General features: G+C 40.5%; 21 protein-coding genes. 13 read left to right on the top strand and 8 right to left on the bottom strand.

Annotation, left to right across the window (positions count from 1 at the left end; genetic code table 11):
- Positions 1-6: 6 nt before the first annotated feature.
- On the bottom strand, positions 7-465 hold the full coding sequence (mraZ, locus tag FJ709_RS01315; protein ID WP_226412723.1) for a division/cell wall cluster transcriptional repressor MraZ: 459 nt from the start codon (positions 463-465) through the stop codon (positions 7-9).
- Positions 466-1,171: 706 nt separating this feature from the next.
- Between mraZ and FJ709_RS01310 the strand changes: the two genes are divergently transcribed.
- Positions 1,172-1,474, top strand: coding sequence for a hypothetical protein (locus tag FJ709_RS01310; RefSeq protein WP_226412721.1), 303 nt, complete (start codon positions 1,172-1,174; stop codon positions 1,472-1,474).
- 90 nt (positions 1,475-1,564) lie between these two features.
- Here FJ709_RS01310 and glpK read toward each other — a convergent pair whose 3' ends face one another.
- The 4 genes from glpK to glnA form a co-directional block, all read right to left on the bottom strand.
- Positions 1,565-3,058, bottom strand: a complete 1,494-nt coding sequence (gene glpK / locus FJ709_RS01305) for a glycerol kinase GlpK (RefSeq protein WP_226412719.1) — start codon at positions 3,056-3,058, stop codon at positions 1,565-1,567.
- Positions 3,059-3,133: 75 nt separating this feature from the next.
- Positions 3,134-3,562 (bottom strand): nuclear transport factor 2 family protein, encoded by a 429-nt coding sequence (locus tag FJ709_RS01300; RefSeq protein ID WP_226412717.1) that lies wholly within the window; start codon positions 3,560-3,562, stop codon positions 3,134-3,136.
- A gap of 70 nt (positions 3,563-3,632) precedes the next feature.
- On the bottom strand, positions 3,633-4,985 hold the full coding sequence (locus tag FJ709_RS01295) for an outer membrane protein transport protein (protein ID WP_226412715.1): 1,353 nt from the start codon (positions 4,983-4,985) through the stop codon (positions 3,633-3,635).
- A gap of 653 nt (positions 4,986-5,638) precedes the next feature.
- On the bottom strand, positions 5,639-7,048 hold the full coding sequence (gene glnA, locus FJ709_RS01290; RefSeq protein WP_226412713.1) for a glutamate--ammonia ligase: 1,410 nt from the start codon (positions 7,046-7,048) through the stop codon (positions 5,639-5,641).
- Between the two features lie 563 nt (positions 7,049-7,611).
- Here glnA and typA point away from each other — a divergent pair.
- Entirely contained in the window at positions 7,612-9,423 is a 1,812-nt protein-coding gene (gene typA / locus FJ709_RS01285; RefSeq protein ID WP_226412711.1) for a translational GTPase TypA, read from the top strand.
- Positions 9,424-9,615: 192 nt separating this feature from the next.
- Positions 9,616-9,921: a pyrimidine/purine nucleoside phosphorylase gene (ppnP, locus tag FJ709_RS01280; protein WP_226412709.1), complete on the top strand. Its 306-nt coding sequence runs from the start codon at positions 9,616-9,618 to the stop codon at positions 9,919-9,921.
- Between the two features lie 83 nt (positions 9,922-10,004).
- Here ppnP and FJ709_RS01275 read toward each other — a convergent pair whose 3' ends face one another.
- Entirely contained in the window at positions 10,005-12,389 is a 2,385-nt protein-coding gene (locus FJ709_RS01275) for a PKD domain-containing protein (protein WP_226412707.1), read from the bottom strand.
- 185 nt (positions 12,390-12,574) lie between these two features.
- On the opposite strand from FJ709_RS01275, the gene FJ709_RS01270 reads away from it, so the two are divergent.
- The 4 genes from FJ709_RS01270 to glnG all read left to right on the top strand — a co-directional run bounded on the left by FJ709_RS01270 (position 12,575) and on the right by glnG (position 16,987).
- Positions 12,575-13,699, top strand: a complete 1,125-nt coding sequence (locus FJ709_RS01270) for a helix-turn-helix transcriptional regulator (protein ID WP_226412705.1) — start codon at positions 12,575-12,577, stop codon at positions 13,697-13,699.
- A 133-nt stretch (positions 13,700-13,832) separates the two neighbouring features.
- A complete protein-coding gene (locus tag FJ709_RS01265) occupies positions 13,833-14,375 on the top strand; it encodes a DUF4124 domain-containing protein (protein ID WP_226412703.1) in 543 nt (180 codons plus the stop codon).
- 127 nt (positions 14,376-14,502) lie between these two features.
- The gene (gene glnL, locus FJ709_RS01260; RefSeq protein ID WP_226412701.1) at positions 14,503-15,546 is read left to right on the top strand and encodes a nitrogen regulation protein NR(II); all 1,044 of its coding nucleotides are present in this window, start codon (positions 14,503-14,505) and stop codon (positions 15,544-15,546) included.
- Positions 15,547-15,571: 25 nt separating this feature from the next.
- A complete protein-coding gene (glnG, locus tag FJ709_RS01255; RefSeq protein WP_226412699.1) occupies positions 15,572-16,987 on the top strand; it encodes a nitrogen regulation protein NR(I) in 1,416 nt (471 codons plus the stop codon).
- Positions 16,988-17,093: 106 nt separating this feature from the next.
- Here glnG and fieF read toward each other — a convergent pair whose 3' ends face one another.
- Positions 17,094-17,963, bottom strand: a complete 870-nt coding sequence (gene fieF / locus FJ709_RS01250) for a cation efflux pump FieF (RefSeq protein WP_226412697.1) — start codon at positions 17,961-17,963, stop codon at positions 17,094-17,096.
- A gap of 217 nt (positions 17,964-18,180) precedes the next feature.
- Positions 18,181-18,672 carry a Spy/CpxP family protein refolding chaperone gene (locus FJ709_RS01245; protein ID WP_226412695.1) on the bottom strand — a complete coding sequence of 164 codons (492 nt, stop codon included), beginning with the start codon at positions 18,670-18,672 and terminating at the stop codon, positions 18,181-18,183.
- A 276-nt stretch (positions 18,673-18,948) separates the two neighbouring features.
- On the opposite strand from FJ709_RS01245, the gene FJ709_RS01240 reads away from it, so the two are divergent.
- From FJ709_RS01240 to FJ709_RS01215, 6 genes are all read left to right on the top strand, one after another.
- On the top strand, positions 18,949-20,400 hold the full coding sequence (locus tag FJ709_RS01240; protein WP_226412693.1) for a cytochrome C biosynthesis protein: 1,452 nt from the start codon (positions 18,949-18,951) through the stop codon (positions 20,398-20,400).
- A gap of 93 nt (positions 20,401-20,493) precedes the next feature.
- On the top strand, positions 20,494-21,180 hold the full coding sequence (locus FJ709_RS01235) for a response regulator (RefSeq protein ID WP_226412691.1): 687 nt from the start codon (positions 20,494-20,496) through the stop codon (positions 21,178-21,180).
- Positions 21,180-22,544 carry an ATP-binding protein gene (locus FJ709_RS01230; protein ID WP_226412689.1) on the top strand — a complete coding sequence of 455 codons (1,365 nt, stop codon included), beginning with the start codon at positions 21,180-21,182 and terminating at the stop codon, positions 22,542-22,544. The genes FJ709_RS01235 and FJ709_RS01230 overlap by 1 nt, the downstream gene beginning before the upstream one ends.
- A gap of 166 nt (positions 22,545-22,710) precedes the next feature.
- Complete coding sequence (locus FJ709_RS01225) at positions 22,711-23,358, top strand: hypothetical protein (RefSeq protein WP_226412687.1); 648 nt, start codon at positions 22,711-22,713, stop codon at positions 23,356-23,358.
- Between the two features lie 109 nt (positions 23,359-23,467).
- Complete coding sequence (gene trmL, locus FJ709_RS01220; protein ID WP_226412685.1) at positions 23,468-23,932, top strand: tRNA (uridine(34)/cytosine(34)/5-carboxymethylaminomethyluridine(34)-2'-O)-methyltransferase TrmL; 465 nt, start codon at positions 23,468-23,470, stop codon at positions 23,930-23,932.
- On the top strand, positions 23,929-24,261 hold the full coding sequence (locus tag FJ709_RS01215) for a DUF2956 domain-containing protein (RefSeq protein ID WP_226412683.1): 333 nt from the start codon (positions 23,929-23,931) through the stop codon (positions 24,259-24,261). The genes trmL and FJ709_RS01215 overlap by 4 nt, the downstream gene beginning before the upstream one ends.
- Positions 24,262-24,382: the final 121 nt, after the last annotated feature.

The raw sequence follows: 24,382 nt of genomic DNA, 5'->3' as shown, positions 1-24,382 counted from the left end.
ATCACATTACAGGGTAAATTGGCTCAACCTTGGATGGCTGGCCAAATTCTGGTTGCTGATCAGCTCATGGTTTTGCTCCATTTGCAGCTGCCAAGCCCCTTCTTCCCATAATTCAAATTTATTTAATAAGCCAACTAACATGGTTTTTTTATCCAAATTAGCAAAGCTTCTGAGTATTGGCGGCACAACAATGCGGCCATGGCTGTCTAGTTCACATTCTTGGGCATATCCCAATAACTTGCGTTTCAACGAGCGCTCTGTGGGGTCAATGTCAGAAAGTAGTAACAATTTGGTTTCCATGAGTTCCCACTCATGTAAGGGATAAATCAGCAAGCAAGGAGAGTTAATATCAACGGTCAATACAAGCATGCCATCGTGCCCATTACGTAACGCATCGCGGAATCTCGCTGGCATAGCGATCCGTCCTTTTGCGTCCATATTGATTGCACTTGCACCTCGAAACACGTTTAGAAAGTCCTTGTTGTTTTAATTTGATCCACAATGATCCACTTCTTCCCACAAATGCTAAGTTTAGGGATACAACACAAGTGTTGTCAAGGGATGTGAACATATATTAAATCCAGACGCCAAGCGGGTTAGCAGGGAATTTATAGCTGGGGAATAAAAACAATAGCTAAAGCGAATAATAACCACGAAAAATATGAGTTAATGAATAAAACCAGATACATATCGGCGGTTATTTCAGCAACTTTTATCTCACCTAATGTTAACAAATCACACTATAGCGTACGATTAATAGGTTAAATCACCTTTAAACGGTATGATTTACCCTTAACAACACGCCATATTAAATATAATTTTTAATTAAACTTAATCCATCTGGTGTGAATAAATCGTCATCAAGCATAAAAAGCATACAATTTATGTTGCTGATAATTGATGGCAAGAGAACTGAGCAGACATTCGGTTAGCAGAATGTAATGAAGGTAAGATGATTTGATCTACACCACTGCGTAGCATCTTTTTAGATCATTTTACAGAATAACTGAATATTTGATTAAAATATCGCCCACACAGGCCGATATAAGGTAAATAGTAATGCAATCTTACGTTAACAGCGCCTAAAAGATGGCATTGAAATAAATGAAGTCAATAGCCCTAATATTACTCACATGGGATGTCAGTGATCATACACGACAAGGAGGCAAACATGAGTTTAGACAGCATATATGCCATGCTTAGCAAACCCGTACAATTCATTACTCAGCGCAGACGCATTGTCGATCGTGTAAGTGCGTCGACTCCCTCGAGTGAGGTCGCACCTGATAGCTATGAGGAGCCACAGGCTGAACTTCCCTCATCCCATAACGAACATGTACACAATACCCAAGCTAAGCAGAAATCGAAAGTAGAATATGAACTAGGCACTGGTGACTATATTACTGATGATGACGCGCCTTTAAGTGAGCCTAAAAGTAAACATAAGACCAAGCATATAGATCTTGAAGTATAGCGGCGTCATTGACGCCAATACGGTTTACTTTAGACACTAAAAAGCTGTCTCAACCTTATATTCAATATCCGAATCTGTTACTGGATTGGTTTACGCTTTTTGCGTACTGACTTGCTTAACCGCTTTAACCCAACCTTGATATAAGGTTTCACGGGTAGCGTTGTCCATTTGCGCACTAAAAATACGATCGGTTGCCAGTATAGACTGTAACTCTTGCGTCGACTGCCATACTCCTACTGCAAGCCCAGCTAAAAATGCTGCTCCCATCGCGGTAGTTTCAGTCACCTTAGGTCTTAATACATTCACATCGGTTATATCAGCTTGAAACTGCATTAAAAAGTCATTGGCGACTGCGCCACCATCTACTCGAATTTGGGTTAGTGGCACGCCAGAATCTTTACTCATGGCATCGAGCAAATCTCGTGACTGATAAGCAATTGACTCTAGTGCAGCACGAATAATATGACTACGATTAGCACCACGGGTTAATCCCACTATTGCCCCACGAGCATCAGCGTCCCAGTAAGGTGCGCCTAAACCAACAAATGCTGGCACCACATAAACCCCGTTGGTATCACTCACCTTATCGGCATAATATTGTGTATCGCAGGCATCTTGAATAAGGCCTAACTCATCACGTAGCCATTGAATAATCGCTCCGCCCATAAAAACCGACCCTTCTAACGCAAAACAAGCCTGGCCTTTATCACCAATAGCCACAGTGGTTAATAATCCGTGGCTCGACTCAACAGCTTTATCACCAGTGTTCATCAATAAAAAGCAGCCCGTGCCATAGGTATTTTTAACCATGCCTGGCTTTAGGCAAAGTTGGCCAAACAAAGCCGACTGTTGATCGCCAGCCATCCCCGCAATAGGAATCCCCTGACCACCTGCTAATTCAGTGTGGCCATAAACTTCACAGGAGGATTTTACTTCAGGCAATAAACTGCGCGGTATTTGAAATAGATTTAATAGCTCTTCATCCCACTGCTGAGTATGAATATTATACAGCATAGTTCTGGAAGCATTAGTCGGTTCGGTGACATGGGCCTCGCCTTGGGTTAATTTCCATACCAACCAGGTATCAACAGTACCAAATAGTAAATCGCCTGCTTCAGCTTGCGCACGCGCTCCTACAACATTATCTAAAATCCACTTAATTTTTGAAGCTGAAAAATAAGGGTCTAATACTAAACCGGTTTTCTGCCGAATAAGACTCTCTACCCCTTGCGCCTTTAATTGTTGGCAAATACTTTGGCTGCGCCGACACTGCCACACAATCGCATTATAAATAGGCTTTCCGGTGTGCTTATTCCATATAATAGTGGTTTCACGTTGATTGGTAATGCCGATAGCGGCAACCTCATGACGACTAATACCTGCACGCGTTAACACTTCCACTAATGAAGAGCTTTGTGACGACCAAATCTCCATTGGATCATGTTCCACCCAGCCTGCCTGTGGATAATGCTGACTAAATTCTCGTTGTGAAATAGCCACAATGTCGGCTTGATGATTGAACACAATCGCTCTAGAACTGGTGGTTCCTTGATCTAAAGCAATAATGTATTTTTTAGCTTTCATGTGACGCTCTCTTATTCATTTACATTACTAATGAGTTATCAATCTCAGCTCAGGATAATAAACGCTGACAACGACTTACTGAGGGTCATCACATTGATGTGCTTTGTAATACCACACCGCTGCAATTTTTTGTTGCTCAAATAGATATACACCGATACTACATTTAGATGTCCACTCCCCCTCTTTTTGCCAAGAAACCTGCTCAACAGTACTGACAAAATCACCAGAGTCAATCGACTTAATCACTCGAGAATGCGCTCGACTAGAGTCTGAAAAATACTCTTTCATTGATTTGACTAACTCGTCTCTTGTGGTTGTTTGATTGTTAATTCCTGCACGTGTTACATCAAACCACAATGCCTCTTTGGTCACCATTTGGCCCATTAACTCTGGGTCACGTAAATTAAATGCCTCTACAAATTGGCTCACTAGTTGGCTTTTGTCATTAGCTTGAACAGAAAAGCCTGCAACTAAGGCTATTGCGACCATCATAAATTTAATCATTGCCATTTCCTTATCCTCACAAAAAAGCCCCGCTATGCGAGGCTATTAAAAATCGGCTCAAAAATGCGGATTACATTTTGTAGCTTAACTGAACTCCCGCAAGCCACACGTCACCGTTAGCTTCGCCATCAAAGTTCACTAAAGCCAATCCAGCCAGATTTTGCTCTTCATTAATCGGCGCATCACCATACATACGAATATAGGTTACCGCAAAATCAACGGTAAGATTTTTGCTAGCTTGATAACCTGCTCCCATACTAAACCATAAACGGTCAGTATCTGGAATAGTTGTAGTACGATATTGATCTTCAACAGCCGTTTTATCTAATGCCAAGCCTGCACGGACCAACCAATCATTATTAAGCTGGTAAGTACCACCAAGGGCATAACGCCAATTATCCTTGAAGTTTTCATCTTTTACTAAGTCAGATTCAACGCCACTAACTGGCTTTTGCTCACCAGGGAAATATGCCACTAATTGATCAAATACACTCCATTGAGTCCAATTGATACTTGCATGCATCGCAAATTTTTCAGTAAGCTGGTTATAAGAAGCTAATTCAGCAAATGCAGGCGTCTCGATCGGAAGATAACCTTCAATTGATATATCCTGACCACCATCATAAAGCAAGCCAGACGCGTGACCATCTAACTCAAGTTCAACGCCGCTATGATAAGCTAACCCTAAACGATGATCAGCGTTTATCTGCCAGCTAGCACCCGCTTTCCAGCCGACACTAATATCATCACCTTCCATTGCTTTTAAAGTCATACCAGAATCAGGTAAACGTGCAGCAACTGCAGCAGGCAATGCCGGATTAGATTTAATCGCCCCCACCCAAGCAGGCGTAGTTGCGCTGATACTACCTTCTCCATAAACCACGCGTAGACCGCCACCGACTGAAAATTGCTCATTGATTTTATAAGCAATATTAGGATTAAACTCTACAGTGGTAATCGCTGTTTTATTACCAAAAATTGCCGCAGCATGTGTAGTATCGATTTCAGTAGCTAGTCCATAGTTTGAATTTACCGTTAATCCCCAGGTCCATTGATCAGTTAACTGGTTAGAATAATAGAAATTAGGCACTAGTGCGTCACCCGCTACATCATGCGCACTGGCTGGCACATGCATAGCTTGAGCGCCCAATAAAGGAGAGGTAATCGCAATGTCACCCGTCACATCAATATTAGGCATGACATAAATGCCACCTGCTGACAGTTGACGCCCGGTCAGATACGTTAACATTGCCGGATTACGTGATTGCGCAGACGCGTTATCGGCCATTGCCGCTTCACCTGCAAATGCACGTCCTAAGCCGGTTGATGAATATTCTGCTAACTGAAAACCTGCAGCTTGAGCTTGTGAAGTCGTGCCAAAGACAATAGCTGATATTGCCAAAGTGATTATTGTTTTTTTCATTATCATTCTCTTAGTTATTGTATTTAACCTCAGCTCAGGATAACAAATGTATATCAAACAGCTCTTTGCACCGCTAACTGTGTTGAATTTACTTGCAATAGGCTAGCTGTTGACGCGTTAGTTCGCCTTATTACCAGCGCAAAGCTCAAGTTTGAGAGTAAACATCTGAATTTATCTATTTAAATCCCGCTTATTCATCCCTTAACCCAAGTTGAGGTTATTTATATCTGCCTTTAACCCAAAATCACTTTTAGAGTAATTGCTCGGCATTTATACGGCGCAAGTTTACGGATCTAAAACGCCATTGCAACAGCTAGCTTGCAAATGCTGGATCACAAAATGATTGATATTACTGATAACTTGCTCACAAGTTATTCAATAAACAAAAGGATATCAACAAAGTGTTGGCTGAATAGTTATAGTCAAATGTCATATGATTTAATTATTTATATATATCAATAACTAATGACAAAAAACTGGATAATCCTAACGCACACGAGTTAGCTGAATTTAAAACAGAAATTCGCAAAGCATGAGTTAAAACAGAATGAGAAAGGTTGTAAATAATTGTAAAAATAACTTAATAAAAAGCCCCGCAATCTATGCGAGGCTTTTTTTATCACTTAACCGCTAACAAAGTTAGCGCGTTAATATTATAGGCTGTAGTACATTTCAAACTCTAATGGATGAGTAGTACGGGCTACACGCTCAGCTTCTGCAGTCTTCAAAGTGATATAAGACTGGATGAAATCTTCACTGAATACGCCACCTTTAGTTAAAAACTCATGGTCAGCTTTCAAGTTTTCAAGCGCGTTTTCTAAAGAAGTCGCAACTTGTGGGATCTCAGCAGCTTCTTCAGGCGGTAAGTCATACAAGTCTTTGTCCATGGCATCTCCAGGGTGGATCTTGTTTTGTATACCATCAAGACCTGCCATCAATAATGCCGCAAAACCTAAATATGGATTTGCATGTGGATCAGGGAAACGTGCTTCGATACGACGACCCTTAGGGCTTGGCACTACTGGAATACGAATAGATGCACTACGGTTACGCGCAGAATAAGCTAACATAACAGGCGCTTCGAAATGTGGTACTAAACGCTTATAAGAGTTGGTGCTTGGGTTAGTGAATGCGTTCAATGCACGAGCGTGCTTGATAATACCACCAATGTAATAAAGCGCTAATTCACTTAAACCAGCATACTTATCGCCAGCAAATAAGTTAACACCGTCTTTAGCTAAAGATTGGTGCACGTGCATACCACTGCCGTTGTCACCTACGATAGGCTTAGGCATAAAGGTCGCTGTTTTGCCATAAGCATGCGCCATGTTATGAACAACATACTTAAGAATTTGGATTTCATCCGCTTTCTTAGTCAAGGTGTTGAAACGTGTTGCAATTTCGTTCTGGCCCGCTGTCGCCACTTCATGGTGATGCGCTTCTACAACTTGGCCCATTTCTTCAAGTACTAAACACATTGCAGAACGTAAGTCTTGCGAAGAATCAACTGGCGCAACTGGAAAATAACCACCTTTCACCATTGGACGGTGGCCTGTGTTGCCATCAGCGTATTCTTTACCGGAGTTCCATGCAGCTTCTTTCGCATCAATCTTAACGAAACAACCTGACATATCAGTACCAAAACGGACGTCATCAAATAAGAAGAACTCAGGCTCAGGACCAATCAATACTGTATCAGCAATACCGGTAGAAATTAGATACGCTTCTGCTTTTTTAGCGATAGAGCGTGGGTCACGGTCGTAACCAGTCATAGTACCAGGTTCTAAAATGTCACAACGGATAAGTGCTGTTGTTTCTTCGGTGAAAGGGTCTAAAACAAAAGTAGTTGGATCAGGCATTAATACCATGTCTGATTCATTGATGCCTTTCCAGCCTGCTATTGAAGAACCGTCAAACATTTTTCCGTCTTCAAAAAATTCTTCATTTACTTGATGAGATGGGATAGAAACGTGCTGCTCTTTACCTTTAGTATCGGTAAAGCGTAAGTCAACAAACTTAACTTCTAACTCTTGAAGTTGCTTTAATACTGATTCAACTGACATTCTCAAGCCTCCGGTAGGGTCAAGGGTATTCCCTTCTAATATTTAATATTACTGTTCACCAAGTTTTATTGACTCAGTAAACTAATGTAAAACAATGATGTCCACATGATGACGTTTACTTAGCTATTATCATGCCAGATATATAAGCATCTGATTTATATAAACTTGATATTTTTAGTTTTTCCCAAAAATCAAGGGTTGCACCAAATAGATCCATTGGTTGCATCATAACAGTGCACTACACCAGAGTGGTGCACGCCTGTTTGATTATATAGACACTGAAACCCAAAAAGTGCATACAGATAACAATTTACTAAACAAAATCGCGAAAACTGTGTTTTACATCTTTTGTAACCTAGCATACGAGGGGATGATAAAGTTTATATCACTAAATTAACTGCAAATTTATAGCATAATAAGACGAAATTATGAGGTGTTCAAAAAAAATCCTATCTACTGAGGCCTTGCTGGAGTAGAATGGCACGCTTTTTTATGGTGGCTATAATTAAATAGTTACTGTAAATAATCCCTTTTTTTTGTTTGATGGTATAGAGGTTTTATCCGTGCTAGAGAATTTACGTAACATCGCCATTATTGCACACGTCGACCATGGCAAAACGACCCTGGTAGACAAATTGCTTGCGCAGTCTGGTACCCTTGCTTCACGTGGTGAAGCGACTGAGCGTGTGATGGATTCTAACGATCTTGAAAAAGAACGTGGGATCACCATTCTGGCAAAAAACACTGCCATCAAATGGAACGACTACCGCATTAACATCGTAGACACACCTGGTCACGCCGATTTCGGTGGTGAAGTAGAACGTGTTCTATCTATGGTTGATTCAGTATTATTGTTAGTTGACGCAGTTGATGGTCCAATGCCACAAACTCGCTTTGTGACTAAGAAAGCGTTTGCTCAAGGCCTAAAGCCAATCGTTGTTATTAACAAGATTGACCGCCCTGGGGCTCGTCCTGATTGGGTTATTGACCAAGTATTCGATTTATTCGACAACTTGGGTGCAACTGACGAACAGTTAGACTTCCCTATTGTTTATGCTTCAGCATTAAACGGTTTCGCAACCTTAGATCCTGATGTAACTAGCACTGACATGACGCCACTTTTCCAAACCATCGTTGAGAAAGTTTCTTTCCCTGACGCTGATTCGGAAGGTGCATTCCAAATGCAAATTTCTCAAATCGATTACAACTCATATGTGGGTGTTATCGGTATTGGTCGCATTAAGCGTGGTAGTGTAAAAACTAACCAACAAGTGACTATTGTTGGCGCTGACGGTAAAAAGCGTAACGGTAAAATGGGCCAGGTATTAGGTTATATGGGTCTTGACCGTACTGAAGTTGAAATTGCAAACGCTGGTGACATCGTGGCAATTACAGGTTTAGGTGAACTTAAGATTTCTGACACAGTTTGTGCTGTGACTGAAGTAGAAGCGTTACCGCCATTAACTGTTGACGAACCAACACTAACGATGACGTTCCAGGTAAACACTTCTCCGTTCGCGGGTAAAGAAGGTAAGTATGTTACTTCTCGTAACATTCTTGAGCGTTTACAAACAGAACTTGTTCACAACGTAGCATTACGCGTTGAAGAAACTGACAGTCCAGATCGTTTCCGTGTTTCAGGTCGTGGTGAATTACATTTATCAATCCTTATTGAAAACATGCGTCGTGAAGGCTACGAGTTAGCGGTATCACGTCCAGAAGTAATTCTTAAGACTGTTGATGGCGAACTACACGAACCATTCGAAACCGTTACTGTTGACGTTCAAGAAGAACATCAAGGTACCGTAATTGAAAAGTTAGGTGTACGTAAAGCTGAAATGAAAGATATGCTGCTTGATGGTAAAGGTCGTGTACGTATCGATTTCATCATGCCGAGCCGTGGCTTAATTGGTTTCCAAACTGAGTTCTTAACTGCAACTTCAGGTACTGGTCTAATTTATCATTCATTTGATCATTACGCACCGCACAAAGGTGGCGATATTGGTCAACGTGCTAACGGCGTATTGATTTCTAACGCAACGGGTAAAGCATTAACATTCGCATTATTCGGTTTACAAGACCGCGGTCGTCTGTTTATTGGCCACGCTGCTGAAGTCTATGAAGGCCAAGTTGTCGGTATCCATGCTCGCTCTAACGATTTGACAGTTAACTGTCTTAAAGGTAAGCAGCTAACTAACATGCGCGCATCAGGTACTGATGAAGCACAAGTGTTAACGACACCGATTAACTTAACTCTTGAGCAAGCACTTGAGTTCATCGATGATGATGAATTAGTTGAAGTAACTCCTAAGAACATCCGTGTTCGTAAGAAATACTTAACTGAAAACGAGCGTAAGCGTCATAACCGCAGTTAATTGCAATTAATGAGTGGTGTGATATTTACCACTTATTAATATCTAAAAAGCCCAGATTGTTCTGGGCTTTTTTGTGCCTGCTAATCTAAAAACTTACACATAAATAATTCATAACCAGAGTACAAAAAAAACTAGATATACATTTAAAATAGATATAAATTCACTTAAAACATTTATGGAGTATCAGGAAATATGTTAAAACAAGTCGATGTAGCCCTAAAGGCAAATGTTTATTTTGATGGAAAAGTCATTAGCCGCACAGTATTTTTAGCCGATGGAAGCAGACAAACTCTAGGTGTTGTCTTACCTGGCGAATATACCTTTTCAACCTCTCAAGGTGAAATAATGCAAGTCACATCAGGTAACTTTGAAGTGTTATTGCCTGGTACGACAGAATGGATCAATTATTCAGCTGACACCCAGTTTGAATTAGCTGCTGGTGTGAACTTTAGTATTAAAACCAGCGATATTGCTGAATACTGTTGCAGCTACCTTTAAGTCGTCCATAAAAAAACCAGTTGAATAATAACTGGTTTTTTTATTCATAAACGGTTTAATGTCACCACCCAATCCATTTACTATTAATTTATATCTTTTACCATACTAGGATAATACACACTATGCATAGCCGGCGTATGTCCAGGCGGTGAAATTATCTGTGCTGTTTGATTAAAGTACTCTAAATTTATTAATTCGTATTGATTAAATCGAGGTTGAATGAAGTAATACCACTCATCTTCAGAGCCAACTCGTGCATAATCGACTTCTTGAACATAGAATCGTTTTCCAATAATGCCGTCTTCAATTTTTAAAAGGTGCCACTCTCGATAACGGCAAACCCCCTCGACATCCCAGCATGAATTTCTATGTTCAAACTTGATAACATTGTTATTAGCCATAATTGACCAACTGAGTGCATTCCCCGAATAATTAGATAATGACGGAGGCACTCCTTCAGCATACGTATAGCGCGTGCCAGTATTATCACTTAGTGTTTGAAATCCGAAAAATACACTGCCATTTTCACAAGCATATGTATCTGAATCTCTTAAGCAAAAACTTAAACGATTTCCATCCCATGAGTCTGCAGTCCACTGATTAATCGTTGTTTGCCAGTAACGTTCGGCTCCTGTAACTGTATTTGTATCATTAAATGTTAACCCTTCCTCTTGCTGCAAAACGACGCCAAAGGTCACTGCTAGGGTTTCACCTACTTTACTTTTAATCTCAGAAAACGTTGAGTAGTCTCCTGATAGTGCATCAATAACATTATAAGTTTGAATAAAATCATCAAATACTAAAATTAGCACCCCGTCAGTAACTGTCCATGTATACTGTCTTGCAGTATCAGCGCTTACGCCTGTGCCGTCAGCGTCAAAATCAAGACGTTCAAAATGTACATTATTATAAGATTGAGGATGATAAACATCTAATACCCAAAGTCCTTTAAAATAAGATTTTTCAAATTGAGCACCCGCAGTAGCGGACTTACGCATCAAAAAATCACTTTCACTTGTCCCTTGCCAGGTTCCTTTAATTGTGTCAAAACCTAAGGTAATTGGCGTCATTTCACGTAGCGCCGATGTTTCAACATAATAACTATCTACTGAGGAGCCAGTCGTTAGACGAGTAAATGTTTCATGGCTTTTCTTCACCATAACTTCAACTTGAGTGTAACCTGCAGCCCAAAGTGCATCTTTATCCGTTTGAGATAATGCATCTAAAGCGCTGACATCATCATAACTGACAGACACCGCGGGATTGGTGTAAGTAATGTCAATCTTACCCTCTTTAATTTCCCAACCGAATATACTGACACCAAAGCTATCGGTAAATTTACCTATACCATTATCATCAAATTGATAGCGACTCCCTGAGCGAGCTAGAAATGTCGGTGCAACAGGCTCTGTTTGATAGTACACTTTTGCGACTGAACTACTATCGACTGGCGGCGTGAGATTGGGATCTGCAATAATCGCATCCATCTCATTCTCAATTAAGTCTGGAGTCATTGCCGTTATTGTGGCGACAAAACTGTCTAAGGCTTCAGGATTCGCGATTAAATCAACCACATTATTTATACCTTCTGGTAATACAATGGTGTCACTTTCGAGTAAAATTTTGACAACAGCAGCTGATCTAATAACATCCTCCGGGTTCAACTGACTTTCGATCAATTCAATTGTATTAATGTTATCTGGCTCAACCCCCTTATTTGAAGCTAAAATTAGACTATATAACGCAGTAGAAACGGCTGACACAGATAACGACGTCAAACTGGCTGTAGCGGCTTGTTGTGCATTTATGTTATTGAGCTTAGACGCATTTGATGGCGTGAAAATAATGCTATCCAGCTTATCTAGCGAGGGCAACAAAAGTGTTAAATTTATACCAGTTGCTGCTAAAGTGGATATTTTTACCAGCTTGGTGAGGGGAATGTCATCGTCCACCTTCAAATTGATAGAAAATGTTCCATCATCTTTAATTGCGGTCTCTGCCACTTCTGTAGATACAACTGCCTTTAACATTTTTCCAGCAAAAACATCGCCCACTACTTTACCAGCTAATTGGTAGTCAGTTTCTATACGCTCAATAGCTGTTTCTATAGTGGTATTTGCTATGTCACCATCATCATCGGTAACCGTGACTTTAAAACTAATCTGTGTGTCCATAGTCACAGAGGGGATATCAAAAGAAATACTCTTTGTTTCAGCTCCGATAATGGTTAGTACTGGCCCACTTGTTTGCTCCCACAGGTATGTAGCAATGCTACCATCACTGTCACTAGCATCAACGGATAGTATTCCGGCACCTTTTTCCACTAACGGGCTAGCTGCTACCATAATCACACTTGGTGCTTTATTTTCAGGCACTTGTTCAACAGGCTCGATTTGTTGATCATCAGAGCTATTACACCCTGCCAATAAACTTGTACCAATTAATAAGGCAATAATTTTCTTATTCATTTTCGATTCCTTTAAAAATGAGGATATATCTAACTGAATAAGTAAAGCATCGATAAAGATTGATATCATCTACTAAATGGTATACGAATTTTGTCTATAAAGTGAACAAAAGATAATTACTAGCAAGATCGATTGAATACGCTAAAATAATTTGTATAACATCGTGGTTAAGAAGGATTTTCAACTTGTTATCAGAAAACCATAAGGGTTTGATAGAGAAGGTATATAGCTCAATTAACGTCGCCCAAAACTGGCAAGATATCTTAAATCATATCATGCTAGATCTAGATTCAACTTGTGCTTTTATAGCAACACGTACTAAAGAAAATGAGCAACCTCATTCATTTTATGATGTAGGATTTGAAAAAAATTATTTTGAGCGATATCAGAAGCACTTCTTTCAAGTAGATTTATGGACCCAAGCTTTATTTAATAATCGCCTTAATTGCTTTCATGCTAATCATAAAATCAGTAATGAAAAACAATTTATGCACTCTGAGATATACGTTGATTTTGCTAGACCCGCACAAATAAGATTTGGTATTGGTGCACTATTATCGGATCCTAACGATGAATTGATAACAGAGATAGGGATAATGAGGTCAAAAGACTTTGACATTTATGATACTAAATTAGTCAATAAAGCCAATGCAATATTACCTCATATCCAGCACAGTATCGCTTTACTACATACCATTGAAGAAAAACAACAAAGTATTCTAAATTTAGAATCTATTTTATACAAAACAGATCACCCCATTATTATCTGCAAAGGTATGGATGATATTATTTTTTATAATGAACTTTTTGAAACACTACTCAGACAGAATACCGAACTATCCATTAAACATAACAAGTTAACCATACTGAACAGCCGTTTCAAACAAGCCTTATTTTTAAGAATCAAACAAAGTTTAAAATCAATTGAATATCAACAAGTAGTATCAACACCATTTTTCATCCGTATTGGCGAAGATTTATATAAAGTTATCGTTAAACCATGGCTTTATAGAAGTATAACCAGTTGCGGGATAATAGAGCATCCAAGTGTTATGATTAGCTTTAAGCCTTCAGCATCTAATCACACGCTCGATATGCTAGCCATTCAAAATCACTTCGATTTAACCAAAGCCGAATCACATGTGTGCGAATTGTTAACTCAAGGGTATAAGCCAAGCAAGATCGCCTATATTAGAGGCACTAACGTTGCCACAGCTCGCCAACAAATAAAAACCTGTATGGCAAAAACATGCACATCAACTCAAACACAATTAGTCAGTTTAATGCTAAAACTATTCTTAACGGTTTAGCCATCAATCAAAATTAACAAGAGTTCAATAAACTACACTGCTTTATTTAGCATAATTAACGAAATAAACTATGCTAGTTTTTAGTGTAAAACAGTCTACTATAACTGTTCCAATCTTGAGGAAAGGAATCACGATGCGATTCATATTATTTAGCCTACTTTGTATTAGCTTATCTAGCAGCGCTGCCGTTTATCGCTGGGTCGATGAAAACGGGAAAGTTCACTATAGCGACGAAGCTAAGCCTAATGCAGAGCTTGTAGAAGTAAAAGAAAATACTCAAAATACTATCGTGCTGAATGATACCCCAATCATTATAGATTCAACCTCGCAAAATGATGCTATTGAGCTCGTCTTAAGTATAGTATCCCCCACACATGATGAAACCATTCGCAGTAATGAGGGAAAATTTGATGTCATTGTCAGTGTTACCCCAACACTCCCCCGAGGTATCTTACTGGCGCTTTTTATTGATGGCGAAGTCAAAGCTCAACCACAATCTTCATCCACTTTTAGCTTAATGGGCATTTACCGAGGAGAACATATCATTGTGGTGAAAGCATTGGATCAAAACGGCAAAGTCCTTGCATCTAGTTCTCCAAGAAAGATATTTCTTCACCAGGCAAGTGTGAGAAGATTGGCGAAACCAACGCCTTACTATGCTAAAAAAGGCAATTAAAACAGTGCTATATAACAAAAACTGTTTGAATTTATTTCCCTATTTGCCTGCGTGAACTGAGTTGCAGATCGCACCATATTGGTGCAACATATTGGTGCAAGCTGCAACCCAATAATCAGGATGGCGAATGGACACTAATAATTTACTTAATCATCTAGTTACCGCAGTACTAGTGATCGACACCAAATTAAAGCCTTGTTTTGCCAATGCTGCTGCCGAGCAGCTATTGGCTGTCGCCAACCATAAATTACTCGAATTAAGCTTACCTGATTTATATCAGTTTTTAGGCGTTGATGAACATATTTTGCGAGATGCTGTATCATCAAATCAGGGGATCACAGTTAACACTGCGGCATTAATTACCTTAGACGGTCAGCACCACACTGTAGACTTGACCTTAATTCCTATCGAGAATGAACAAAATCTCAGTATTTTAGAGCTACGACAAGTTGATCAACAACGTCGTATACACCAGCAGCTAAATATGGACGCGCAGCAACAAGCAGCGCAATATCTTGTGCGTAATCTTGCCCATGAAATTAAAAATCCATTAGGGGGATTACGCGGTGCAGCTCAACTGTTATCAAGAGAACTGCACTCACCGGAATTAAAAGAATTTACCACTTTAATCATCGAACAAGCCGATCGTCTGCGCAACCTAGTCGATAGGTTATTAGGCCCGCAGCGACCAACACAGCATACCGAACACAATATTCATCAAGTGGTACAAAAGGTATTAAAGCTGGTTGAAATGGCTTTACCCGCAAACATAAATCTAAAGCGTGACTACGACCCATCTATTCCTGATTTTCAGATGGATCCCGACCAACTTCAGCAGGCTGTGCTTAATATTGTCCAAAATGCCATTCAAGCATTAGAACATGCTGGCGGTGAAATCTTGATAAAGACCCGAACTCAACATCAAGTCACCCTTGGTACACAAAGGTATAAGTTAGTGTTAGTCCTGTCGATTATCGACAACGGCCCCGGCATACCCTCTGATCTTATAGACACCTTGTTTTACCCTATGGTGACAGGGCGTGAAGATGGTTCCGGCCTAGGTTTATCCATTGCACACAATATAGCAAGATTACATGGCGGACGTATTGACTGCGTATCAGCTCCAGGCCATACCGAATTTATAATTACCCTGCCATTACAAAAATTCTAGACCTTAGGCAGCACGAGGTAACAAGATGACAATAAGCGAACAAGTCTGGATTTTAGATGATGATAGCTCCATTCGTTGGGTGCTAGAAAAAGCCTTCTCAGGCGCAAAATTAACCTGCGCCAGTTTTGCTGCAGCCGAATCACTATGGCAAGCATTAGAATTAGCTCAACCTCAAGTAATTGTGTCTGACATACGCATGCCAGGTACCGACGGCTTAACCCTGCTAGACCGTTTACAGCTTCATTACCCGCATATTCCCGTAATTATCATGACAGCTCACTCTGACCTAGACAGTGCAGTTAGCGCCTATCAAGCAGGCGCGTTTGAGTATTTGCCTAAACCGTTTGATATTGACGAGGCCATTGCCCTAGTTGAACGGGCATTAACCCATGCAACCGAACAAACACCTGCAACTCCGGTAGTTGATACACAGGTAAAAACACCTGAAATTATCGGTGAAGCTCCCGCTATGCAAGAGGTGTTTCGTGCTATTGGCCGTTTATCTCGGTCCTCTATCAGCGTGTTAATTAATGGCCAATCAGGTACAGGTAAAGAGTTAGTCGCCGGCGCGCTTCATAAACACAGCCCACGCAAAGATAAGCCTTTTATTGCCCTTAATATGGCAGCAATACCTAAAGACCTTATTGAGTCAGAGCTATTTGGCCATGAAAAAGGCGCATTTACTGGGGCTGCTAATGTGCGTCAAGGGCGGTTTGAACAAGCCAATGGTGGCACACTATTCTTAGATGAAATTGGCGATATGCCACTCGATGTCCAAACACGCTTATTGCGGGTGCTATCAGATGGCCAATTCTATCGCGTTGGTGGTCATCAATCAGTGCAGGTTGATGTACGTATTATTGCAGCAACGCATCAGAACCTTGAATTATTGGTGCAAAAAGGCTCATTTCGCGAAGATTTATTTCATCGCTTGAATGTCATTAGAGTGCATTTACCTCCTCTGTCACAACGTCGTGAAGACATATCTCAACTCGCTACTCACTTTCTCAGTACTGCGGCCAAAGAAATGGGCGTAGAACCCAAAATACTCACCAAAGAAACCGCCGCTAAACTATCGCAATTACCCTGGCCAGGGAACGTGCGTCAACTTGAAAACACTTGCCGATGGTTAACCGTAATGGCATCGGGGCAAGAAATTCTGCCACAAGATTTACCACCTGAATTACTCAAAGATCCTGTGGCAACTAGCCAGCCAAATGCGGCACATACTGACTGGCAATCGGCGCTAAAAGACTGGATAAATGAACGACTCAGTGCCGGTGATAACGACTTACTCACCGAGATACAACCTGAATTTGAGCGCATATTACTTGAAACCGCCTTAAAACATACCCAAGGCCATAAACAAGATGCCGCTAAACGTTTAGGCTGGGGGCGCAATACGTTAACCCGTAAATTAAAAGAGTTATCAATGGAATAAGTACTTTTCTATGTCTAAGTTGCTATGCCTAAGTTGCTATGCCTAAGTTGCTATGCCTAAGTTGCTATGCCTAAGAGGCAAGGCTTAGGCATAACCAACAAAGATGCTAAACGGGATCCTGGTGAATAATCACTTCAGCATCTTCAAACGCATTTTTGATACGCAGTCCGGTCGCATCAGCTATTGAATGTGCTTCAAACAATGGCTGGTTACCATCTAATTCTAAATGCAATTGAATAAACCTGGTTTTCCCTGATTGACGGGTACGAAGATCATGCAGTCCCTTGACTCTTTTATCTTCTAAAGCCAATGCTTTAATCTGTTCACGAGTATCAGAATCTAGCTCTCTGTCTAACAAACTTTGTATTGAGCGATAGCCTAAATCAATGGCTTGTTGACCAATAAATATGGCAATCAATATCGCAAATAATCCATCCGCCCACCACCAACCATAATGTGCCAAAACTAGCGCTAATAGCACGGCTGAGTTTAAAAACAAATCAGACTTATAGTGCAAAGCATCTGCTTCAACTACTGTGCTGTTGGTTTTTTCCAACGCTCTTTTTTGCAACAATACCAAGGCCAAGGTCATAATAATGGCAATGATAGACACAATAACCCCTAAAGTGGCGTGGGTAACCGTTACAGGGTTAATCAACTTTTCACCGCCGTAGAGCAACAATACACAAGCCGAGCCTAAAATAAACCCCGCTTGTGCTAGTGAAGCTAACGGCTCAGCTTTACCATGACCATAACGGTGATCTTTATCCGCAGGCACAATCGCATAACGCACTGCAATAAAATTGACTATTGACGCCAAAGCATCGGCAAAAGAGTCGGTTAACGATGCCAGCATACTTGCCGAACCGGAATACAACCACGCTACAAGCTTAATGACTATCAAGCAAAGGGCCGTCGCTACCGCTGCACGGCTAGCCAGTTTTACCCAAAAATCATATTCTGAAGTTTCACTCATAAAAGATTTATCGACTCTTTATACTGATAATCTACCAACCCTTACTATAGCAAGTTGATTACTTAATTAGGATAAAGTTTACTAAACAATCGACTCGCCTTATGCAAAGTGTGACCTTTCTCAATCTTGTAAAAGTCACAAGCTTAACTAAACAAAAAGCCATTACCCTGAAGTAATGGATTTTATTTATGTCAGCCTATATAGAATAGGTTAATGATTAATCGTGTGGTTTATGGCCTTTGCCTGAGTTAAATTTATCTTGAAACGTTTGTTGCTGTTCAGGTGTTAATAATTGATAAATTTCGTTTTGTATTTTCATCTGGGTTAACATTTTTTGTAACTGCATTTGTTGTTTTGCTTCAACCATTTCAGTGGCTTTAACTTCATCAAAACCAGCGGTAGTGATTAACGCTAACCTATCGGCTTTGTGCGCTGCACGTTGCTCTTTTGTTGGGTGCTCTGGACGGTTAGCCTTATATTTGTCAAATATCACTTTAAATTGCACTTTTTGTGCATCTGTTAAATCTAGTTTGCGCAACATTTTGTGCATGCCACCTTTATGGCCATGATGTCTGTCGGCTTTAACGCTAGATTGCTCAGTTTTTGCTGCACTGCTAATGGTTTCTTCTGCATATAACTGACCAGCCAATAATGCTGAGCTTGCCACTAAAGCAACTAAACTCTTTTTGAAGATTGATGATGTTTTCATTGGTAAATTCCTCGGTATAAAAAAGGGGTTACTTTCTGCCTCAGCAGATTTGATACTCAGTTTACCCAATGCAATGTCAATCAGGGTTAAGGTGGCGTAAAGCTATGTAAAGAATGTTTTCTTACTACTTTTTCACCAGAAATAGATGATCTAGTTGGCATATTGGATGATAAACACCACAGTAATGCGAGCTAGTTAACGTAATTTAAACTTGATCATTACAGTCATTAGATAAGGGCATAAAATCTTACTATTAGTGCTTTATTGGAATAAATTATGAATCGATTATTTAGCAAGTTGCTGTTACTGCTTTATATACTGATATTGGCGCCAAGTGCCATAGCCAGTATAACCCCCTCAACATCAGCAGATAACTCACTATGGTACAGTCAAAAAAATGAGCAGCCAGTTGTTAAGTTGCATTTCTTTTGGTCAGAAACCTGCCCGCACTGTCGCAAGGCTCACCCTTTAATTGACGCATTAGGCGAGCGATTTGATTGGATAACGGTTGAAGATTACTTAATCAGTGAAACTGGCAATGTCGATAAACTTATGGCAATGGGCAAGCGGACAGGAGTTGAACCTAAATCTGTGCCCTACTTTGCGGTATGTGGTGAAGCCATTGTTGGCTACAACAGCCATCAGGTCACTGGCCAATATATTATTGAGCGTTTAGTCGACTGTTACCAAAAACAAGGTGGCAAAGCTAATATTGGCGACACACTTGATGACTTTCTAACCTTAGATAACACACCATCCGAGCCCTTATTTGCTAAATGTGGAGATACCAGTAATGTTGAAGATAACGCTAGCACTTGTGGCATGGACAGTAGCATAGCAACCGAAGACACTTCAGTCAGCACGAACACCTCAAAGCCACATGTTCAACCCGTGGATATTCCCTTAATTGGTGCAGTGCATCCTGAACAAATGTCATTACCCCTATTAACTGTAGTATTGGCAGGTGTTGATGCCTTTAATCCGTGCGCATTTTTCGTGTTGTTATTCTTACTCAGCATCATGGTCAATGCTGGCAGTAAAAAACGCATGTTACTGGTGGGCGGTATATTTGTATTTTTCTCTGGATTTATTTATTTCATCTTTATGAGTGCCTGGTTAAATTTATTCCAACTACTTGGCGGCGGTGATGGCGACATTATTATTACCTGTGCGGGAGTATTGGCTTTGATTGCTGCTGGGGTCAATATCAAGGACTACTTCTACGGCCGTGGCGATGTCAGTCTATCGATGTCAGTAGAAAATAGAGGGACGCTTATTAAGCGTATGGGTAAATTGTCTAAAACCAGTTCATTACCGACCATGATTATCGGCTCATCAGTATTGGCTATTTTGGCGAATGCTTACGAGTTATTGTGTACTGCGGGTTTTCCAATGATTTACACTTCAGTGCTGTCCATTTCTAACCTGGATGTCATGGAGCGTTATCTTTATTTGATCGCTTACAACGTGGTTTACGTCATCCCTTTAGCCACCATAGTGATTGTATTTTCAATGACACTGGGCAAGCGAAAACTGACTGAAAAAGAAGGCGAAAAGTTAAAGCTAATGTCTGGGGTTATGATGCTAGGCTTGGGTAGCATGCTAGTGATTAATCCCATGTCATTACAAAATCCAGTGCTATCGATAGGGCTGATTGTGGGGTCAATCATATTGACCTTCATTATCGTCAAACTGACTCCGGCAAAAAAAGATAAGTCTGCTGGCTAGCAGTAAAGCACCAACGAATGTAAAACTGTGCAATGATGATTTCATCTCAGCTCGCCATAGGCTAAAGTGTTTGAATGCATATTGAGGGCTGAAATGAATCGAATTTTACTTGTTGACGATGATGTCGGATTATCAGAATTATTAACCCAGTTATTAGAAATGGAAGGCTTTACTGTCAACCAGGCTTATGATGGTCAAGAAGGGTTAACTAAAGCATTGCAAACTGATTTTGATCTGATTCTATTGGATGTGATGCTACCGCAACTTGGGGGCTTTGAAGTATTAAAAGGCATCCGCAAACGTAAGCAAACTCCAGTATTGATGTTAACCGCCCGTGGCGATGAAATTGATCGAGTTATAGGCCTGGAGATTGGCGCCGATGATTACCTGCCAAAACCGTTTAATGACCGAGAATTAATCGCCCGTATTCGGGCCATATTACGTCGTGCGTCCAATGCAGAACAAGAGCAATCAACCAATGATGCTGTGCAAGTTGGTGACTTACGCCTAGATCCTAAGCGCCATGAAGTTTATTGCAATGAACAATTAATTATTCTGACATCAACCGAGTTTAGCTTACTGCTTAACTTAGTTGCTAATTCTGGTGAGTTAGTCACCAAAGACTCGTTAAGTGAAAGTGTATTGGGTAAAAAGCTGATGCCCTTCGATCGCAGTTTAGACATGCATTTATCCAATTTGCGTAAAAAATTACCCGAGCGCAAAGATAGCCGAGCAAGGGTAAAAACTCTACGAGGCAAGGGCTATATTTGGATCCCCTAATGAGTACAACTAACCCATTAAATCGTTTATTCTTTAAATTATTGATTGGCTTTTGGCTATGCAGCTCTTTGACCATTGCATTAGTGTTAATTCTACCCATTATTATGCAAAATCAAGACCGCGCACCGATTGAAAAGCATTTACAGCAAGTGCTACAAACGGTAGCCAAAGACATTCAACAATCACCCGATATTCTCATTACAGATAAGCTATATAAATTACAACGCCAACATTCAAGACAAAACAAGCCGCTACGTGTGTATCTTGTAAACGACGGTGGTCAAGTCATTAATAGCCGTAAAGTCCCCCGCTCATTACGACAGTTTCTATTAATGGCAGAAGACGCCAAGCAGCCAATTAGTCATCAGTTTAGAAATGAGCTTATTTTTGGCCCTTTAACCTTCAGTGTTAATCAGCAAACCTTCCAAGTTTATGGTCGTGTTCCCGCTAACCATCCTAGACCCTGGTTCTTTTACTTTTCTGAGAACAAACTACTCACAGCTTCTATTGCCATTCTATTCTCAGGCATATTATGTGGTTTACTCGCCTGGCATCTTGGTAAACCCCTGAATAGTCTAAAACGCAGCGCCAATGCAATCGCGAAAGGCGATTTATCGCACCGAGTCGACAAAACTACCGTCAGCAGAAGTGATGAAATGGGCCAGCTTGCAATGACGTTCAACAGTATGGCCGACTCAATTGAAGTTATGGTGACTAACCAGCAACGGTTAATGGGAGACATTTCCCACGAACTTCGCACACCGCTAACACGCTTAAAACTGTCCTTGGCGCTGGCGCGTAAAAAAGGCCAAGACAGTACCGAATTAACCCGCATAGAATATGAAGCCAACCAATTAGATGACTTAATCGGTGAGTTACTGACGTTATCTCGAGTAACACTAAATGCCAGCGAAATAAAAATTTATGCCGAATTAAGCGAAACCTTGAGCCAAGTGCTCGATGATGCAGAGTTTGAGGCAGAGCAACAAAACAAGCAGTTGCATATTCATATAGATGACAGCCTTGCGTTTGAGCATTATCCAAAGCATTTGTGCCGCGCAATTGAAAACGTGTTACGTAATGCCATTCGTTATGCTGCCAGCCAAATTTCAATCGAAGCCACCCAGCAGAGTCACTCAATTGTTATCTCTATTATTGATGATGGGCCAGGGATTGATGAGCATGAATTAGAAGCGATTTTTAGACCATTTTATCGTCCAGATAACGCACGAGATAGAATCAGTGGTGGCTGGGGGTTAGGCCTGGCAATTACTCAAGCGGCAATTCAAGCCCATAATGGGGATATTAAAGCGTTGAATAACAAGCCTAATGGACTGCATATCAAATTAAACATTCCCATTTAAACGACACATACTTTATGTATTCTAAAGAATAAACTTCCCCCTATTTTAATATGCGGTTCTGCTATGCTTAAAACTTAGGAGAATAAGTTAACAAGGGAAAGGAATGCGCCTCGAAATGACAACATGTCGTAAAGTAATATTATCTTGCTTTACGTTGGTTTTATCTATGAGAGTGAGCATAACTCATGCTGAACCATTTTACGTCGATGCCATTGAATACCCTCCCTATTTAATACAGCAGCAAACCGATAGGGGCGAAGCATTCGCTAAGCTATCTCAAGCCATGAAATCATCGGGTTTCGAGGTGACGGCAAACTTTTTATCTTCCGCCAGAGTACATAAAAAATTAGTTAATCAAGATTGGTGTGCCAGTTTTGTTCCGCCATTTGAAACAAAGAAAAATCATAAACTTGTTCCATTATACGATGACATTTTAGAACTGAAATTACATCGATTAGTACAACCGAGCCAATTTACAGGTGATAAGATTGAAGGGATGCGTAGTGCACAACTTCGGATGATGCAACCTAAAGGCGTTATCAAACAATTCTCTGATGCTGGTGCGGTATTATTTGATATTGAGTCTATTCAACAAGGCACACATTTACTGATAAAAAATCGAGTCGATTATGTCTATGCCGACTTACGTGCTATTACATTCGCAGCAAACCAACTTGGTATCCCTATGGAGCAAATTCAAAGTTCGACCACAGTGTTTAGAAAATTTCCAATAGGAGTATGGATTAACACTCAATGCCCTATAAGTCAGAAAATACTCAATCATTTAGACTCCAAAGGATTTAAAGCGATATAGTCAACTACCCTGCATAATCAAAATCAAATAATATCAAACTGAGTAATTTAGCTGATTTGTCGCTTCGCTAACGCTATAATACACCGTTATTTTTTTCAGGTAGGTCACCATGTTCCATATCGCACTTTATGAGCCAGAAATCGCCCCAAATACGGGCAATATTATTCGTTTATGTGCCAATAATGGTACGCAACTTCATCTTATTGAACCTCTCGGTTTCGACTTAGAAGAGAAAAAGCTACGTCGCGCAGGTTTAGATTACTCCGACCTAACCCGAGTCACCCGCCATAAAAATTACCCAGAATTTTTAGTCGCTATGGCTGGAAAACGTATTATGGCGTGTACCACCAAAGGCAGTCGCCCACACACTCAAATCGCTTTTGCGGAAGATGATGTTTTATTATTTGGCCCAGAAACACGCGGCTTACCCATGGACATTATAAATGCGACGCCATTAGAGCAGCGCCTGCGCATTCCTATGACTGCCAATAGCCGCAGCTTAAATCTTTCTAACTCTGTCGCGATAATTAGCTATGAAGCCTGGCGACAGCTCGATTTTGCAGGCGCAGAATGAAGCAATCCAGTTCAAATGAAACTCAAGAGCAAGCATTAACCATTGCCAAGTCGACTCAGAAAGAAGGTCAAACTAAAGCGCAAACTAAGCTTATTGCTAGCGGTATTGAAAAAGGCATTACTGAATATAAAAAACAGCATAAAGCCAAAGCAAGACAGAGTGATAAAGCGCGCAAGCAGCAAGTTAAATCTAAGCAAAAAATACAACACGATGAACCTGAGTTTGAATTAGAGTTTGCTGAATCAACCCAAATGACACCTATAGTATGGGCATTAGTTTGCGCATTGGGCTTAAGTTGGTTAGGTTTTGCGTTGTACTTTTTTAGCTAGGCTCAGCTTTACGATCTACTCAGTATTACGGACTACCAAATTTTACTAGCGACTAAGCTTTACTGGTTAGGGTTCACCGACTAAAACTAACTGGCTAACTTATTGACTAGCATAGCTAGGT

The sequence above is a fragment of the Shewanella glacialimarina genome (assembly GCF_020511155.1).
In the GTDB taxonomy this organism is placed as follows: Bacteria; Pseudomonadota; Gammaproteobacteria; order Enterobacterales; family Shewanellaceae; genus Shewanella; species Shewanella glacialimarina.
Note: the sequence above shows the minus strand (reverse complement) of the source record. Positions and strands in the feature narration are given on the sequence as shown.

Coding starts and splice junctions, on each gene's coding strand:
- ppnP (WP_226412709.1), top strand. CDS start 9,616: ATGTTAAAACAAGTCGATGTAGCCCTAAAGGCAAATGTTTATTTTGAT.
- FJ709_RS01265 (WP_226412703.1), top strand. CDS start 13,833: ATGCGATTCATATTATTTAGCCTACTTTGTATTAGCTTATCTAGCAGC.
- FJ709_RS01295 (WP_226412715.1), bottom strand. CDS start 4,985: ATGAAAAAAACAATAATCACTTTGGCAATATCAGCTATTGTCTTTGGC.
- FJ709_RS01240 (WP_226412693.1), top strand. CDS start 18,949: ATGAATCGATTATTTAGCAAGTTGCTGTTACTGCTTTATATACTGATA.
- glpK (WP_226412719.1), bottom strand. CDS start 3,058: ATGAAAGCTAAAAAATACATTATTGCTTTAGATCAAGGAACCACCAGT.
- FJ709_RS01275 (WP_226412707.1), bottom strand. CDS start 12,389: ATGAATAAGAAAATTATTGCCTTATTAATTGGTACAAGTTTATTGGCA.
- FJ709_RS01230 (WP_226412689.1), top strand. CDS start 21,180: ATGAGTACAACTAACCCATTAAATCGTTTATTCTTTAAATTATTGATT.
- FJ709_RS01225 (WP_226412687.1), top strand. CDS start 22,711: ATGAGAGTGAGCATAACTCATGCTGAACCATTTTACGTCGATGCCATT.
- FJ709_RS01215 (WP_226412683.1), top strand. CDS start 23,929: ATGAAGCAATCCAGTTCAAATGAAACTCAAGAGCAAGCATTAACCATT.
- glnG (WP_226412699.1), top strand. CDS start 15,572: ATGACAATAAGCGAACAAGTCTGGATTTTAGATGATGATAGCTCCATT.
- FJ709_RS01245 (WP_226412695.1), bottom strand. CDS start 18,672: ATGAAAACATCATCAATCTTCAAAAAGAGTTTAGTTGCTTTAGTGGCA.
- trmL (WP_226412685.1), top strand. CDS start 23,468: ATGTTCCATATCGCACTTTATGAGCCAGAAATCGCCCCAAATACGGGC.
- FJ709_RS01300 (WP_226412717.1), bottom strand. CDS start 3,562: ATGATTAAATTTATGATGGTCGCAATAGCCTTAGTTGCAGGCTTTTCT.
- FJ709_RS01235 (WP_226412691.1), top strand. CDS start 20,494: ATGAATCGAATTTTACTTGTTGACGATGATGTCGGATTATCAGAATTA.
- glnA (WP_226412713.1), bottom strand. CDS start 7,048: ATGTCAGTTGAATCAGTATTAAAGCAACTTCAAGAGTTAGAAGTTAAG.
- fieF (WP_226412697.1), bottom strand. CDS start 17,963: ATGAGTGAAACTTCAGAATATGATTTTTGGGTAAAACTGGCTAGCCGT.
- glnL (WP_226412701.1), top strand. CDS start 14,503: ATGGACACTAATAATTTACTTAATCATCTAGTTACCGCAGTACTAGTG.
- FJ709_RS01310 (WP_226412721.1), top strand. CDS start 1,172: ATGAGTTTAGACAGCATATATGCCATGCTTAGCAAACCCGTACAATTC.